15 protein-coding genes are annotated in these 15938 nt (G+C 58.2%); 5 read left to right on the top strand and 10 right to left on the bottom strand.

All coding sequences use genetic code 11. The annotated features are described in order from the left end of the window. Positions 1 to 32 precede the first annotated feature (32 nt). Both K3166_RS06515 and K3166_RS06510 read left to right on the top strand, forming a co-directional pair. Positions 33 to 488, top strand: a complete 456-nt coding sequence (locus tag K3166_RS06515; RefSeq protein ID WP_221423843.1) for a MerR family transcriptional regulator — start codon at positions 33 to 35, stop codon at positions 486 to 488. Between the two features lie 45 nt (positions 489 to 533). Beyond that, entirely contained in the window at positions 534 to 2339 is a 1806-nt protein-coding gene (locus K3166_RS06510; RefSeq protein ID WP_221423842.1) for an acyl-CoA dehydrogenase C-terminal domain-containing protein, read from the top strand. 72 nt (positions 2340 to 2411) lie between these two features. Here the strand turns inward: K3166_RS06510 and K3166_RS06505 are convergent, their stop codons facing one another. From K3166_RS06505 to tyrS, 5 genes are all read right to left on the bottom strand, one after another. Further along, positions 2412 to 4805 (bottom strand): alpha/beta hydrolase family protein, encoded by a 2394-nt coding sequence (locus K3166_RS06505; RefSeq protein ID WP_221423841.1) that lies wholly within the window; start codon positions 4803 to 4805, stop codon positions 2412 to 2414. A gap of 108 nt (positions 4806 to 4913) precedes the next feature. Then, positions 4914 to 5834 carry a cysteine synthase A gene (gene cysK / locus K3166_RS06500; RefSeq protein ID WP_221423840.1) on the bottom strand — a complete coding sequence of 307 codons (921 nt, stop codon included), beginning with the start codon at positions 5832 to 5834 and terminating at the stop codon, positions 4914 to 4916. Next, entirely contained in the window at positions 5831 to 7135 is a 1305-nt protein-coding gene (locus K3166_RS06495; protein WP_425594580.1) for an MFS transporter, read from the bottom strand. The genes cysK and K3166_RS06495 overlap by 4 nt, the downstream gene beginning before the upstream one ends. A gap of 80 nt (positions 7136 to 7215) precedes the next feature. Continuing rightward, positions 7216 to 7554 carry a PilZ domain-containing protein gene (locus K3166_RS06490; protein WP_221423838.1) on the bottom strand — a complete coding sequence of 113 codons (339 nt, stop codon included), beginning with the start codon at positions 7552 to 7554 and terminating at the stop codon, positions 7216 to 7218. Between the two features lie 96 nt (positions 7555 to 7650). Next, complete coding sequence (gene tyrS / locus K3166_RS06485; protein ID WP_221423837.1) at positions 7651 to 8880, bottom strand: tyrosine--tRNA ligase; 1230 nt, start codon at positions 8878 to 8880, stop codon at positions 7651 to 7653. Between the two features lie 32 nt (positions 8881 to 8912). On the opposite strand from tyrS, the gene K3166_RS06480 reads away from it, so the two are divergent. After that, complete coding sequence (locus K3166_RS06480; RefSeq protein ID WP_221423836.1) at positions 8913 to 9455, top strand: DOMON-like domain-containing protein; 543 nt, start codon at positions 8913 to 8915, stop codon at positions 9453 to 9455. After that, a complete protein-coding gene (locus K3166_RS06475; protein WP_221423835.1) occupies positions 9452 to 10654 on the top strand; it encodes an exo-beta-N-acetylmuramidase NamZ family protein in 1203 nt (400 codons plus the stop codon). The genes K3166_RS06480 and K3166_RS06475 overlap by 4 nt, the downstream gene beginning before the upstream one ends. A 2-nt stretch (positions 10655 to 10656) precedes the next feature. On the opposite strand, the gene K3166_RS06470 is transcribed toward K3166_RS06475, so the two are convergent. Both K3166_RS06470 and K3166_RS06465 read right to left on the bottom strand, forming a co-directional pair. Further along, positions 10657 to 10848, bottom strand: coding sequence for a hypothetical protein (locus tag K3166_RS06470; protein ID WP_221423834.1), 192 nt, complete (start codon positions 10846 to 10848; stop codon positions 10657 to 10659). Between the two features lie 208 nt (positions 10849 to 11056). Then, a complete protein-coding gene (locus K3166_RS06465; RefSeq protein ID WP_221423833.1) occupies positions 11057 to 12238 on the bottom strand; it encodes a vWA domain-containing protein in 1182 nt (393 codons plus the stop codon). Between the two features lie 123 nt (positions 12239 to 12361). Between K3166_RS06465 and K3166_RS06460 the strand changes: the two genes are divergently transcribed. Beyond that, positions 12362 to 13762, top strand: a complete 1401-nt coding sequence (locus tag K3166_RS06460; protein WP_221423832.1) for a methyl-accepting chemotaxis protein — start codon at positions 12362 to 12364, stop codon at positions 13760 to 13762. 75 nt (positions 13763 to 13837) lie between these two features. Here the strand turns inward: K3166_RS06460 and K3166_RS06455 are convergent, their stop codons facing one another. The 3 genes from K3166_RS06455 to K3166_RS06445 all read right to left on the bottom strand — a co-directional run bounded on the left by K3166_RS06455 (position 13838) and on the right by K3166_RS06445 (position 15878). Beyond that, positions 13838 to 14704 (bottom strand): AAA family ATPase, encoded by an 867-nt coding sequence (locus tag K3166_RS06455; RefSeq protein ID WP_221423831.1) that lies wholly within the window; start codon positions 14702 to 14704, stop codon positions 13838 to 13840. A gap of 77 nt (positions 14705 to 14781) precedes the next feature. Beyond that, the gene (locus K3166_RS06450) at positions 14782 to 15354 is read right to left on the bottom strand and encodes a hypothetical protein (RefSeq protein WP_221423830.1); all 573 of its coding nucleotides are present in this window, start codon (positions 15352 to 15354) and stop codon (positions 14782 to 14784) included. Beyond that, a complete protein-coding gene (locus tag K3166_RS06445) occupies positions 15351 to 15878 on the bottom strand; it encodes an RNA polymerase sigma factor (RefSeq protein WP_221423829.1) in 528 nt (175 codons plus the stop codon). The genes K3166_RS06450 and K3166_RS06445 overlap by 4 nt, the downstream gene beginning before the upstream one ends. Positions 15879 to 15938 lie beyond the last annotated feature (60 nt).

Here is a 15938-nt window from a genome sequence, read left to right as displayed (position 1 = left end):
GCTTACGTAAACGTTGCGGTAAAAGCCGGGGCATGTCCCAATCGCTTCAACGCAGCACTCGCCCGGAAGATTCAGACCGCCGCCACGCGGGGGCTCATCTCGAACGACCGGACAAGCTGGAGCGCGAGCAGTTCTCGATTTCCGACCTTACTAGCGAGTTCGAGTGCACCGCCAGGGCGCTGCGCTTTTACGAGGATGAAGGTCTGATCGCGCCATCGCGCGTGGGTCTGACTCGGATTTACTCCAAGCGCGACCGTGCCCGTCTGGCTTGGATAATGCGCGCCAAGAACGTGGGATTCTCCCTCACCGAAATTCGCGAGATGATCGACCTCTACGATCTCGACGACGGACGCGCAGAACAACGCCGTGTCACGCTCGAAAAATGCCGCAAGCATGTCGCCAAGTTGAAAGCGCAGCGCGCAGACATCGACAGTTCGATCAAGGAATTGTCGGAGTTCATCCTCTTGGTCGAGGACCGGATCGACTAGCCACGCGTTTTTTATTCAAGACACTACCTACCGAGGAATAACCCCATGCCGACTTACACCGCACCCGCGCGTGACACGCGCTTCGTCATCAATGAACTGCTCGACCTCGCCAGCTACGGCAATCTGCCGGGCTTCGAAATGGCGTCGACCGACGTGGTGGAAGCGATCGTCAATGAAGGCGGCAAATTCTGCGCCGAAGTGCTCGGACCGCTCAATCGGATCGGTGACGAGCATGGCTGTGTGCGCAATGAAGATGGCTCGGTGACAACGCCTCCCGGTTTCAAGGAAGCGTTCGACCAGTTCCGCGAAGCGGGCTGGGGCACGATTGCTGCTCCTGAAGAATTCGGCGGTCAGGGTATGCCGCACGTCCTCGGCTTCGTGATGGAAGAATTCATCGCGAGCTCGAACCAGGCATTCGGCATGTATCCGGGTCTCACCAATGGTGCGATTTCGGCGCTGATCGCCAAGGGTTCGCAGGAGCAGAAGGAGAAGTATCTTCCCAAGATGATCTCCAACGAATGGACCGGCACGATGAACCTGACCGAACCGCATTGCGGGACGGACCTGGGCATGATCCGCACCAAGGCTGTACCTAATGGAGATGGCTCATTCGCGATTACCGGCACCAAGATCTTCATCTCTGCCGGCGAGCATGACATGGCCGAGAACATCATCCACCTCGTACTGGCCAAGACGCCTGGCGCACCTGACAGCACCAAGGGCATTTCACTTTTCGTCGTGCCCAAATTCATTGTGAACGATGATGGCTCCATCGGTGACCGCAACGCTGTTGCATGCGGATCTATCGAAGAGAAGATGGGCATCCACGGTAACTCGACCTGCGTCATGAACTACGACGGGGCGACCGGTTGGATGGTTGGCGAAGAGAACAAGGGTCTCGCTGCCATGTTCATCATGATGAATGCCGCCCGCCTCGGCGTCGGCATCCAGGGACTGAGCCAAGCTGAAGTCGCTTATCAGAACGCTGTCGTTTACGCGCTCGACCGCCGTCAGGGCCGTGCGCTGACCGGACCTGCGGAGCCCGAGGCGCAGGCCGATCCGATTTTCGTTCACCCTGACGTGCGCCGCATGTTGATGGATGCCAAAGCGTTTACCGAAGGCATGCGTGCATTCTGTCTGTGGGGCGCGCTTCTGGTGGACCTGAGCCACAAGGCGCAGACCGAGGAAGAGCGCGAAGAAGCAGACATGCTGATTGGCCTTATGACCCCGGTCATCAAGGGCTACGGCACCGACAAGGGTTATGAAGTCGCCACCAACATGCAGCAGGTGTTTGGCGGCCACGGCTACATCGAGGAATGGGGCATGAGCCAATTCGTCCGCGATGCGCGTATTGCCCAGATTTACGAGGGCACGAACGGCATCCAGGCGATGGATCTTTGCGGCCGCAAGCTGGCTCAGAAGGGCGGCGCTGCGATCCAGGCGTTCTTCAAGCATGTCGGCGACGAGATCGCTGCTGCCAAGGAAGTCGATGAGCTCAAGGATATGGCCGAACAGCTTGAAAAGGCGCTTGGTCAGCAACAGGCGGCGACCATGTGGTTCATGAACAATGCGATGCAGAACCCGAACCATCTCGGTGCCGGGGCTCATCACTACATGCACATCATGGGCATCGTGACGCTCGGCCTGATGTGGCTCAAGATGTCGAAGACTGCCCTTGCTGCTCTGGCGAACGCCGGAGACGACAAGGCATTCTACGAACAGAAACTGGCCACAGCCCGTTACTACATGGACCGTTACCTGCCTGACGCCGGGGCACTGCGCCGCAAGCTGGAAACCGGTTCCGACAGCATGATGGCTCTCGGCGAAGAAGCTTTCGCGACAGCCGCCTGATCCCGTCCGGCATTAGCTAACAAAAAGGGCGCCCACCTCACCGAGGGGGCGCCCTTTTTCGTGTGGCGGCTCCTATTCGACCTCGGCGTTTTTCACGTAACGATCGAACCAGTTCATCATCTCCGCGAGGGTATGGAGGACGTTCTCGCGGCCGGTATAGCCATGGCTTTCGTGCGGCAGCATCACCAGACGTGCAGTTCCGCCAGTGCCCTTGATTGCGGCGAACATGCGTTCGGATTGCTGCGGGAAGGTCCCTGAATTGTTGTCCTTCTCGCCATGGATCAACAGCATTGGCTCATTAATCTTGTTGGCAGCCATGAAGGGCGAGAGTTCGTAATAAGTCTCGGGCGCATCCCAGAATATCCGCCGTTCGGACTGGAAGCCAAACGGGGTCAGCGTGCGATTGTATGCGCCGGACCTGGCGATCCCAGCGCGGAAAATGTCGCTTTGGGCCAACAGGTGCGCTGTCATGAATGCGCCGTAGCTGTGTCCGCCTACACCGACCCGCACTCCGTCACCGAAGCCGAGGCGCACGGTTTCGTCCACCGCGGCCTGGGCCGACGAAACAATCTGCTCGATGAAGGTATCGTTCACTGTTTCCGGATCGTCTCCGATGACAGGCATCGCCGTGCGGTCCATGACCGCATAGCCCTGCATCAGGAAGAACAGGTGCGAATAGCTTCCCACACGTGTGAAACGGTAATTGGAATCGCGTGTTTGCCCGGCGGTGGCCGCATTGTTGAATTCGCGCGGATAGGCCCACACCACGACAGGAAGTTTCTCACCCTCGGCGTAGTTGGGCGGCAGGTAAAGCGTGGCGGTCAGATCGACGCCGTCCGCGCGCTTGTACGTAATCAGTTTCCGCTCAATTCCGCTCAATTCCGGATGGGGATCGGGAAAATCGGTCACGAAACGGGCTTCATCCCCAGAGTAGAGCCGGAAATTGCCGGGATTGGACGGGCTTTCGTAGTAAGTGATGAAGCGTCCGCCATCATCGTCAAGTACATCGACGACGCTCTCGTAATTCTCACCCGAGTTCCGCCACAGCTCGGTGGTCTCCGTTGTCGCGAGATCGAACCGGCGGAGGAAGGGGCGGTTGCCTTCCGGACTTGCCCCTTGGCCGGAGAGCAGCAGGGCACCGTTTTCAACCCGGGCTACACCGTAACCTGCCTCGTTGCGCTTGGTCAGCGGCGATCCGGGGTCGTTATAGGCATCCTGCACATTGCGGATATTGAGCACGCGCGGTTCTGCCGAGCCGGTCACATCGACCAGTGTCTGGCGCAGTTCGCGTGTGTCGCGGTCATAATCCATCAGGATCATGCCGTCGTCATCTTCCAGACCGATACTTCCAGCGTAACGATCCTCGAGCGTGGCAATACGACGCGGTTCTCCGTCGAATGGAGCGGCCAGTGCATAAAGCGCATCGCGCGTGTCGGTTTCTACCCGCGGATCGCCGCCATCAAGAGCCTCTGCCCAGATAGCCAGTGCATCTTCGTTGGGATGCCATCCGAGCGAGCGGCGACCCGTTTCCACACCTTGGACTGGCAAGTTGTCGATGAGGGGACGCTGCCGGAGGATGCTGACCAGTTCGCCGTCCATCGAGTAGACCGCAGTCGTCATCGGGAAGCGGCTGTACGGGACCTGGTACGAGAACGGCTTCTCCACCCAGGTCGCCATTATGTATTTGCCATCGGGCGAGGGGGCTGCACCCAGATAGATGCGTGGTTCGAGGAATTGCGTCGTTTCACCGGTCGCGGGATCGATAATCACTGGCTGGCTGGTGGTCAGCCATTCGAACAACGCCTCATCGTGGGCATTTTCGAGCAAGTCCTGATAGGTACGAGTCTGCGCTTCTTCACCGCCTGCTGCGTCCTGGATTGCAGGACCTTTCGGAGATAGTGGTTCAACCGGCATTGCGCCGCGGCTTTGCGGGATGGTCAGGGCAAGCACTCGTCCATCAGCCATGAAGCGCGGCTCGGCAAAGATGGCGTTGAGACCGCTTTTGAGCAAGGTCGTTACCCGCCCGCTCGCCACATCAAGGACGTGCATCGACATTCCGTCCTCCAGAGTATTACTGAAAACGAATTTGTCGCCGTCTTTCGACCAGCCCGTATCTGCGATGTCTGCATTTTCCGGCAAGGCAACCTTCCGGACCTCGCCCGTCGCGATGTCCTGGATCGACAGGCCCACGATGTTGCGGGGATTGTGATTATCGTTGATCGTAACATCGAGCCGCATTCCGGCCAGACGCTCCATCGGTTTGGCGATCTCGGATACCGGGGGCAGTGCTTCACGTTCGAGCAGGAGCATGGTCTTGCCGTCAGGCGAGAGCGACACCTGCGGCGACGGTGCGCGGGTGACGATATCGGCAATGTCCGGTGCCGGTGTGTCATACGCCGTCTGCGCGGCGATTGGCGTCGCGGCGGTTGCGATCGCAAGCGCGACCATGCTGGTAAAACGATACATCAGTGTCCCCTCGACTTTAAGTGGGAGGAGCCTAACGTTTTGTATTCTTAAACCAACATTTTTGGGCGGGGTGGGGGCGCACTTCGTCGAAAAGCGCGCCCTGATCCCTTATTCGGTCGGGAGAAAGTCTGGAACCGAGAGGTACCGTTCGCCCGTATCGTAATTGAAGCCAAGGATGCGGCTTCCGGGTTCTAAATCGGGCAGTTTCTTGGCGATAGCCGCCAGTGTGGCGCCGCTGGAAATTCCTACAAGAAGCCCCTCCTTCGTCGCGCATTGACGGGCCCATTCCTTGGCATCTTCGGGGTCGACCTGGATCGCACCGTCGATGGCCTGCGTATGGAGATTTTCCGGGATGAAGCCAGCGCCGATACCCTGGATGGGATGGGGACCGGGCTGACCGCCGCTGATGACGGGGGAGCCCGCAGGTTCCACAGCATAAGCCTTCATATTGGGCCAGCTCTCTTTGAGAACCTCTGCGCAACCGGTGATATGGCCGCCAGTACCAACCCCGGTAATCATTGCATCGATCGGAGTGTCGCCGAAGTCTGCAAGGATTTCCTTCGCCGTAGTCCGCTTGTGCACTTCAAAGTTCGAGGGGTTTTCGAACTGGCTTGGCATCCAGGCACCCTCGGTTTGTTCGGTCAGTTCCTGCGCGCGGGCGATTGCACCCTTCATGCCGCCTTCCTTGGGCGTAAGATCAAACTTTGCACCATAGGCGAGCATCAGGCGGCGGCGCTCGATGCTCATGCTCTCTGGCATAACCAGGATGAGCGTGTAGCCTTTTACAGCTGCAGCCATCGCGAGGCCAATGCCGGTGTTGCCGCTGGTCGGTTCAATAATCGTGCCGCCGGGCTTCAGCTTGCCCGATTTCTCCGCATCTTCGACCATGGCCAGCCCGATGCGGTCCTTGATCGATCCGCCGGGATTGGCGCGCTCGCTCTTCACCCAGACCTCGTGGTCGGGGAACAGGCGGGACAGGCGGATATGCGGAGTGCCGCCGATGGTTTCGAGAACGGACTGGGCTTTCATGGCGTTTGCTCCTGGAGCTTTTCTTGAGGTGTATGATGTAGCAATTCTTCAGGCGGCTCGAAGGTCCGGGTAGTTCGTAGCACCGGGAAAATTTTCGACCAAAGGGCAACGGTGACTATCGCACCTGCCCCTCCGCCGACCACGGCTGCGACAGGACCGATAGCGTAGGCGAGACTGCCGGAGAAGAAATCGCCGAACTCGTTAGACGCGCTGATCGTCAGCAAGCTGACCGAAGAAACACGCCCCCGTTTGTCATCAGGTGTGTGCAGCTGGATGAGCGATTGACGAATATAGACGCTGAACATGTCCGCTGCGCCAACAATGAACAGCATCGCGAGCGAGAGCGGCATGTAGGTCGACATGCCGAATACGATAGTTGCAACGCCAAAGATCGCGACCGCCCACAGCATCTTCGGGCCGACTTGTGTCTTCAATGGCCGGAACGAGAACCAGAGCGCGGTCAATGCCGCGCCGACTGCCGGGGCCATTGCGAGTTGGGCGAGACCTGTCTCCCCGACCTCCAGAATATCACGCGCATAAACCGGAAACAGCGCTGTCGCGCCGGCAAGGAATACTGCGAACAGATCGAGGGTAATGGCGCCGAGCACCATCTTGTTGCGGACCACGTAGCGCAGCCCTTCGACCATCTGGTGGATCGGCCGCTGGTTCACAGCTCGCGGCGGCTGCGGGACCTTGCCGATGAAGGAAAGGGCGGTGATCGACACCACGAACAGTAAGCCGGCAGCGGCGTAGGGCAGGGCCGGGATAACGGCGTAGAGGTAGCCGCCCAGTGCCGGGCCGATAATCATTCCCGATTGCCAGGAAATGCTGGACAAGGCGATCGCATTTGGAAGGATGGCCTTGGGGACAAGGTTCGGAGCGAGCGCGGAGAGCGCAGGGCCGGCAAATGCGCGGGCAATACCCAGCAGAACTGCGACGCCGTAAATCCACGACAGCGTAAGCGTCTCGCTCCACGTCAGCCATGCCAGGATCCCAGCGCAAATCAGCTGCAGGAAAACGGTCAGACGGCCCAGGTTGCGGCGGTCGAAATGATCGGCTGCCCACCCTGAAAACGGTGTAAGCAGAAACAGCGGTAAGAACTGAAGTAGGCCGATCAGCGCCAGCTGGCCCGATGCCTCAGCGACTCCCATCCCGCCGTCGCGGGCGATATTATAGGTCTGCCACCCGATGATCAGCATCATCGCGTATTGCGCTAAAGTCATCGACAGGCGGGCCAGCCAATATGCGCGGAAGTTCGCTATGCGAAGCGGCGAGCGTTCAGGCGTAGAGATCTCGGAAATCGTCACCCCGAACGCATGGCAGGCGCCCCTTCGAATGTGAAGAGACGCCTGCTTGAATGTTCAGAACTGAATGTTGCGTATCAGCGCAGTTTGCGCAGGCGCGGATTCGGCTGGAGCTCGTCGATCAGCGAAAGGAAGTCATCGACGCGGATGATCCGTTCGAACTGGAAGCCCGCACGATTGTCGCGGCTCCAGATGCAATATGCCTCGATCCGGCCGATAACCGGCAGGCGGACAACGACCCGGTCTCCGCGCGCAACATTTTGCGCATCGTCGATCATGAATCCGTTGGCCGAAATATTGGCGATATGCATGCGCATGTCGCCAGTGCCGTGATGTTCGGCAATGACTGGGTGGTCGACCGGGTGGCGCGCCATGCGGCGCTGGTCGGTGACGCTGAGTTGTGCTCCGGCACTCATGCGATACGTTCCCTTATCTGTGACAATCTCTACCGGAGAAAGATGGACGCAAAAGGAAAATATCCGGTTAACTAGAAGTGCAAAAACTTGTCACGGCTAGCGGCGCAGAATGGCGTGTTTCTTTTTCCCGAGGGAAAGCTTCACTTCCGCACCCTCGGCAACCTCGACAAGATAGCCGGCATCGGTGACGGGCTCGCCATCCAGTTTCACAGCGCCTTCAGCCAGCTTGCGCTTGGCCTCTCCGTTGGACGCGGTGAAACCCAGTGCTGTCAGAGCAGCACCGATGCGCATTCCTTCAGCACCGACCGACAATGTGGGAAGATCCGATCCGGCCCCGCCGCCTGCAAAAGTTTCGGCAGCTGTCTTTTCTGCAAGCGCCGCAGCATCTTCACCCCGCACGAGTTTGGTCACTTCATTGGCCAACACGGTTTTCGCATCATTTATCTGCGCTCCGTCCAGGCTTTCCAGCCGCGCGATTTCCGTCAGCGGCAAGTCGGTGAACAGGCGCAGGAACTTGCCAACGTCGCGGTCATCCACGTTGCGCCAATATTGCCAGAAATCGTAATTGGGCAGCTGCTCCTCATTGAGCCACACCGCGCCTGCTGCCGTTTTCCCCATCTTGGCGCCATCGGCCGTGGTCAGTAGCGGCGTTGTCAGTCCGAATAGTTCGCTTCCGTCCATACGGCGGCCAAGTTCCATGCCGTTGACGATGTTGCCCCACTGATCGCTTCCGCCCATCTGCAGGCGGCAGCCATAGCGCTGGGCCAGCTCGCGGAAATCATATGCCTGGAGGATCATGTAGTTAAATTCGAGGAACGTCATCGGCTGTTCGCGTTCGAGACGCAGCTTCACCGAATCGAATGTCAGCATCCGGTTAATCGTGAAATGCGGTCCGACATCGCGCAGCAGTTGAATGTAGCCGAGCTGGCTGAGCCATTCGTCGTTATTGACCATGATGGCATCGGTCGCGCCATCTCCGAATGTCAGAAGGCGCTCGAATATCTTGCGGATACCGGCGATATTGGCGTCGATGTCCTCGTTGGTGAGCATTTTGCGGCTCTCGTCCTTGCCGGAAGGATCGCCCACCTTCGTGGTTCCTCCGCCCATCACGACAATCGGCTTGTGGCCCGCCTGTTGCAGGCGCCGAAGCATCATGATCTGCACGAGGCTGCCGACATGAAGGCTTGGCGCTGTCGCGTCGAAACCGATATAGCCGGGCACCACGTCGCTAGCCGCAAGGGCATCTAGCCCCTCGGCATCGGTAACCTGGTGGATGTAACCGCGTTCGTCGAGAACGCGCAGAAGGTCGGATTTGTAGCTGCTCATATCAGGCAGCGCGCTAGCAGGAACATTGCCCCATGCAAACGCATGAACTGATCGCACATACGGCCTATCCACCCCTGGAAGTGACAAAGGTGCAATCCCGCATCATCGGATACGACGCTGACTGGCTTCGCCTGAGGTGGCGGATCGAAGGGAGCGGGAAGCTGGTTGTGCCTCCTTTCGCGGGTCGGGGCAGGGCAGATGAATTGTGGCGAACAACCTGTTTCGAGCTGTTCCTCATGCCAAGCGGCGGTGACGCTTACAGTGAATTGAACCTGTCGCCTTCAGAGCGCTGGAATGCTTATGATTTTTCCGATTACCGCGATGGAATGACAGAGCGCCCTGCAAGCCGCGAACCTAACTGCACAATGCGGCAAGGCGGCAGTTTTGCAATTTTCGATGCAGCAGTGCCAGCCTCCGTCATACCCAAAGCCAATTGCGCCATGAATCTCACATGCGTTCTGGAAGAAGAAAGCGGTATCAAGAGTTTCTGGGCGCTGAAACATGTAAAAGATCAGCCGGATTTCCATGATCCGGCTTGCTTCGCGGCAGAGCTTGCGGCACCCACCGCCACATGAAATTCGGTATTGATCGCCTCCTTACGGAGTCCGAGCTTCGCGTTCCCCTTGAAGGCAAACGCGTATCCCTTGTCGCCCACCCGGCATCGGTGAGCGCGCAATTGACCCACTCGCTCGATGCGCTGATTGCAAAGGGCATCAACGTCACGTCTGCTTTCGGACCCCAGCATGGGCTCAAGGGCGACAAGCAAGACAATATGGTCGAGACCGCGGACGAAACCGATCCGCGCCTCGGCATCCCGATCTTCAGTCTCTATGGCGAGGTGCGCCGTCCCACGGGTCAGATGATGAGCACTGCTGACGTGTTCCTGTTCGATCTCCAGGATCTTGGCTGCCGTATCTATACCTTCGTCACCACGCTGCTGTACCTGCTCGAAGAAGCTGCGAAAGCCGGCAAGGAAGTCTGGGTGCTCGATCGGCCAAATCCCGCAGGCGGCCCGGTCGAGGGCACTTTGCTCGTTCCCGGTCAGGAGAGCTTTGTGGGCGCAGGGCCGATGCCGATGCGTCATGGGATGACCATGGGTGAAATGGGCCACTGGTTCATCGACCACTATAAGCTCGACGTTGCCTATCGCGTCATCGAGATGGAGGGCTGGAAGCCGGGTAAAGCGCCGGGATTTGGTTGGCCCGAAGACCGCGTCTGGATCAATCCCAGCCCCAATGCCGCGAACGTGAATATGGCGCGTGCTTATGCCGGGACCGTAATGCTCGAAGGCACTACGCTGAGCGAGGGAAGGGGCACTACCCGGCCGCTGGAGGTTCTGTTCGGTGCACCTGACGTCGAAGCTCTCGCGGTTCAGGCCGAAATGCAAAAGCTGGCACCAAGCTGGCTGCGGGGGTGTCATTTACGCGAGGTCTGGTTCGAACCCACCTTTCACAAGCACTCAGGAATGCTTTGTAACGGATTGATGATCCACGCAGAAGATACGTTTTACGATCATCACGAATTCAAGCCTTGGCGGCTGCAGGCCCTTGCATTCAAAGCGATCCGCAACCTTTATCCGGACTACGAACTCTGGCGCGATTTCCCCTACGAATACGAGTTGGACCGGCTCGCGATCGACGTGATCAATGGCGGACCGTCATTGCGCGAATGGGTGGACGACCGCGAAGCACAGCCGGGCGATCTGGACGATTTGGCGGGAGCGGATGAAAGCGCATGGCGCGAAATCATCGCGCCGCACCTTATCTATAGCTGACCTTATTCTGCCTCGGCGGGCCGGAGCAGGGTCTCCTCCGCCGGTTCTGGCAGCGGGCGCAAGTCCGACACATCGCCGTGCATCTGCATGACCGAGCAGCCATCAACGCGCTTGTCGACTGCCGCAATCAGATAGCCATCTTCTGGTGTGGCAGGACCGCGTTGCAGCGTGGTCAGTGAATTGGCGTCGCGCATTTGCTGAATTACTTCGGCGCAATGTGCAGACTCGCCTTCAGCGAATTGCACGATTTGTGAGTCCGGCTCTGCGGATGGCATTACAGGGACCGGCTGCGACTGACCGCTCAGCAAGATGGCGGCGACGGGCAAACTAGCGAGAATGTAAGATCGCATAAGCTCTCCTCGGGCGGTAACGATAACGCGCCGGCCCAATTTGAGCAAATCGTCAGCCTTGCTTGCGGCTCAGTTCGCGCATGGCGTCATCCAGGCCATCCAGCGTGAGCGGATACATCCGGTCAGTGACCAGCTGCCTCATGATCTTGGTCGACTGGGAATAGCTCCACTGCTTTTCCGGGACGGGGTTGAGCCAGACGGTAGCAGGATAGGTATTGGTGACCCGCTGCATCCACGTGGCGCCGGCTTCGTCGTTCATATGCTCGACGCTGCCGCCGGGATGGGTGATTTCGTAGGGGCTCATCGCTGCATCGCCCACGAACACGATCTTGTAGTCGTGCCCGTATTTATGGAGCACATCCCAGGTCTTGGTGCGTTCCTGCCAGCGGCGACGATTGTCCTTCCACAGCCCTTCATAAAGGCAGTTATGGAAGTAGAAAAACTCCAGGTTCTTGAACTCGGTCGTGGCCGCACTGAACAGCTCTTCGGTGACCTTGATGAAGGGATCCATGGATCCGCCAACATCCAGGAAAAGCAGCAGCTTTACCGCGTTGTGCCGCTCCGGCCGCATATGGATGTCGAGCCAGCCCTGCTTGGCGGTGCCGTCGATCGTTGCATCAATGTCCAGCTCGTCAGCGGCACCTTCACGCGCGAAACGGCGCAGGCGGCGCAGCGCCATCTTGATGTTGCGTGTGCCCAGTTCCTTGGTGTTGTCGAGGTTCTTGAACTCGCGCTTGTCCCAGACCTTCATGGCGCGCTTGTGCTTGCTCTCGCCGCCGATGCGGACGCCCTCGGGATTGTAACCCGAGTTGCCGAAGGGTGATGTGCCGCCGGTTCCTATCCACTTGTTGCCGCCCTGATGGCGCTTTTCCTGTTCCTCCAGGCGCTTCTTGAGCGTTTCCATGATCTCGTCCCAGTCGCCCAGCGACTTGATCTTCGCCATCTCTTCTTCGGACAGGAATTTCTCGGCTACAGCCTTCAGCCAATCCTCGGGGATATCTACGGGATTCTGTCCATAATCGCTCAGGATACCCTTGAAGACCCGCGCGAAAACCTGGTCGAACTTGTCGATCAGTCCTTCGTCTTTCACGAAGGTCGCCCGGCTCAGGTAATAAAAGGCTTCGGGGGTCTGTTCGATCACATCCTTGTCGAGCGCCTCGAGCAAGGTGAGATGTTCCTTGAAGCTAGCTGGAATGCCCGCGGCGCGAAGTTCGTCGACGAAATTGAGAAACATGCCACAACCCTAGCGCGAGTTTCTGGCGGCGCGAAGGGGAAATCGGTGAACCTCCTTAACCCGGCGATAACCATTCCCGTTTAGATGTTGCGCCGGATCAAGAAAAACAGGGGCTAAACTGACATGGAAGTCAGCGCGATTGATACAAACGGGGCGGCTAATCTGGCACAGATCCCGGAAAGCTGCGGCAAGGTAACAGTCGGCTGCACGGATGTAGCTGGCATCGTGCAAGGCGTTATCGATTCATTCGGTCATTTGCGGTCCGAGTATATCGAACTGCAGGGCACCGTATCGGCGCTCGACGATGATCAGCGCAAGGTCCTTGAAGCCAGCGACGAAGCCCGGCTTCTTTCCCAGCGCGCCATTGATCGGCTTGCGCAGGGCTCCGAACTTATCGGCAACTCGCTCGGCCAGATTGGTAACCTTCTCGGCCTGGTGGAAACTCTTACCGAACATGTCACCGGATTTGCTGCTGCAATGGATCAGGTCCGCCGCAGTTCGCAGGAAATCGACCAGATTGCAGAAACCACCAACATCCTCGCGCTGAACGCGACGATCGAGGCCATGCGCGCCGGAGAACAGGGCCGCACTTTCGCTGTCGTTGCCAACGAGGTCAAATCGCTTGCCAGCGACACCCGCCGCGCGACCGAGGAAATCGGCCGGACAATCGACACTCTCGGCGCAGAAGCTGAGCAGGTGATCGCGAAAATTCATTCTGGCGCTACGGCAAGTGCAGAAGCGAAAAGCTCGGTCTCAGCGATCGAGCATACCTTGCACGGCGTGACCGAATTGATCGGCGAGGTCGATCAGCAGCAGGACCAGATTGCCCGCAACACGGCAACGATTTCAGAACACGTGCACCGCGTTCAAGACGTGCTCGGCGATTTCGACGGAGCTGTCAGCGAAAACGAGAACAAGCTGGCGACAGCGCATGACCGGATGGAAGATCTGGAACTGACTGCCAGCGATATGTTCGACAAGCTCGTGAAGGCCGGGTTGTCACCCCAAGATAGCCAGATGGTCGATCGTTCGCTGGAGCACGCAAAGACCCTCGCGCGTCTCGCCGAAGAGGCGATCGCAAAGGGTGAGCTGTCGATGGAAGAGCTGTTCGATCAGGATTACCGCGAAGTGCCTGGTTCGAACCCCAAGCTATACCGCACCAAGCTTAGCGACTGGGCTGATCGCAACTGGCGTCCTGTGATCGATGCTGTGGTGGCCGAAGGAGGCGTCATCAAGATGGCTTCTCCCGCAGACATGAACGGCTTTCTTCCGACACATGTCAGCGACCGGTCGCGCACCCCGACAGGCGACATTACGCATGACACCAAATACTGCCGCAATGGCCGTATCATGATGGAAGGCGTTGATGTCGCCGCGAAGAAAAGCAACGATCCCTACATGATGGCTGTCTACCGCCAGGAAGGTGACGGCAAGAACTACATCGTTGTGCGCAATGTTTATGTGCCGCTGATCATCAATGGCCGCCGCTGGGGCGATTCCGAGCTGGCATACACCTTTGACTGAGGGAAACCTCAGGTAAGAAAAAGGGCGCGTTCCGAGACCGGAGCGCGCCCTTTTCGCATTAGCTGTTCAGTCCGGTCAGGTCTGCCGGCGCGCCATGAACGCGAGACGTTCAAACATCATCACGTCCTGCTCGTTCTTGAGCAAAGCACCGTGGAGCGGCGGGATCGCGCTGTTGGGATTGCTGTCCTGCAGCACTTCGAGCGGCATTTCCTCGTTGAGCAGAAGCTTGAGCCAATCGAGCAATTCACTGGTGCTGGGTTTTTTCTTCAGACCCGGCACATCGCGCAGCTCGTAAAAAACCTCCATCGCCTTGCTGACGAGGGTTTTCTGGATGCCGGGGAAATGGACCTCGATGATGTCCCGCATCGTGTCGTGATCGGGAAACTTGATATAATGGAAGAAGCACCGGCGCAGGAAAGCGTCGGGCAATTCCTTTTCATTGTTCGATGTAATCACGACAATCGGGCGGTCTTTCGCAGCGATCCTTTCGCGCGTCTCGTAGACATCGAAGCTCATGCGATCGAGTTCCTGCAAGAGATCGTTGGGGAACTCGATATCGGCCTTGTCGATCTCGTCGATCAGCAGGACGGGAAGCTCGGGGCTGGTAAAGGCTTCCCACAGCTTCCCTTTCTTGATGTAGTTCGCAATGTCATGGACGCGCTCATCGCCAAGCTGGCCGTCACGAAGGCGCGCAACCGCATCGTATTCGTAAAGCCCCTGCTGAGCCTTGGTGGTCGACTTCACGTTCCATTCGATCAGCGGCGCATTCATCGCCTTTGAGATTTCATGGGCAAGGACCGTCTTGCCGGTGCCAGGTTCACCTTTCACCAGCAAGGGGCGGCGCAGCGTAACCGCGGCGTTCACAGCGACCTTGAGATCTTCTGTGGCGATGTAGGATTTGGTACCCTCGAAACGGGAGAGGTCTTCGGACTTTTCGGACATGGGTTTTCCCTTGCAACTTTACGTTTGCGTTAGGGACAAGCGCCGGACCACGCAAGAGTTGTCCGGCAACCCGTTCCTCAGACCATGTCGAGGGCAGTAATCTGGCGATCGAGCTTTCTCGCCGCGCGCAAATTGTACCACGCGGCAAACCCGAATACCGAAATCCAAGCGACAACCACGAACCACGAGTCCTCAACCGCAGCCGTCCAACCTTTCAGCTCGGCCACCCTGGCCGCTGTGGCGACATAGAACCCCACCAATCCCGGAACGAAGGGGGCAAGGTACCATTTAGGGACACCTCGCAGCAGGTCACGCTGGCGAACGAGTTGCTCACGCAGATAGTCCCTGCAGCTTTGATCAATGCTGCGTCGTTCTACGCTCCCGTCGAAATGCAATCTTGCGATTACGAAAATTGCAGCGGCAATTATCATGGCAATTGGAATAACGATTGCCCATTCGCCCACGCTCCCGAAAAACGCGCCAACGGCAGTGAAGGCGAATATCACTAAAGCTCCAGCTGCAAATTCCATCCGGTTCCTGCGCTTGATTACTTTTTCGAATTGGCTCGCGCGGTTTTGGCAGGCGCCGGGCGAACTGAAATTCGCTTCGGTTTCTTGGCTCTTCCAAAAGTTGAAGGGATCATCGTTCATGATGTTTGCTCCTGATTGTGTGTGTCGACGAAATGATCGGCGAGAGAGGCTTTCAGGCGGTGAATGCGCGTTGCGACTGTGCCTGATGCCAGTCCGGTCACGTCGGAAATCTCCTTCGCGCTCTCACCCTCCAGCCAAAGCAGCATTATCTGTGCATCCAGAGTGGGTAGTTCCCGGATCAGGGCCTGAGCCCGAAGGAGTGCGAGGCCCTCGCTTGTTTCCAGTTCTGTATCGCTAGCTGCTGGCAAGTCGCCTACGTGATCCAACGTGACCATCTTCTTGCCGCGACTTTCGCGTAGCCGATGTTCTGCCGCTACGTTGTGGGCGACCCGGTAAACCCAGGTCTTGAGTGCACATTGCCCTTGGAACCGCGTGAGGCTTCGAAAGATCTCGCAATGGATGTCCTGTTCAAGGTCTCGCGCCTTGTCGGCATCTCGCTCCATTGCCCGCGCAAGGCGAGCGATAGCAGGGGCAAGCTGTTCACCTGCCTCGCGGTAGAGTGCGTGTTGCTTTTCCTCGGTCATGTATCTTTAGTCCGTCCGCGAACGTATTTCTTACACACCGTCAGAGAAAAAGCCCGCCAC

It is taken from the genome of Qipengyuania psychrotolerans (assembly GCF_019711355.1).
Taxonomy (GTDB): domain Bacteria; phylum Pseudomonadota; class Alphaproteobacteria; order Sphingomonadales; family Sphingomonadaceae; genus Qipengyuania; species Qipengyuania psychrotolerans.
Note: the sequence above shows the minus strand (reverse complement) of the source record. Positions and strands in the feature narration are given on the sequence as shown.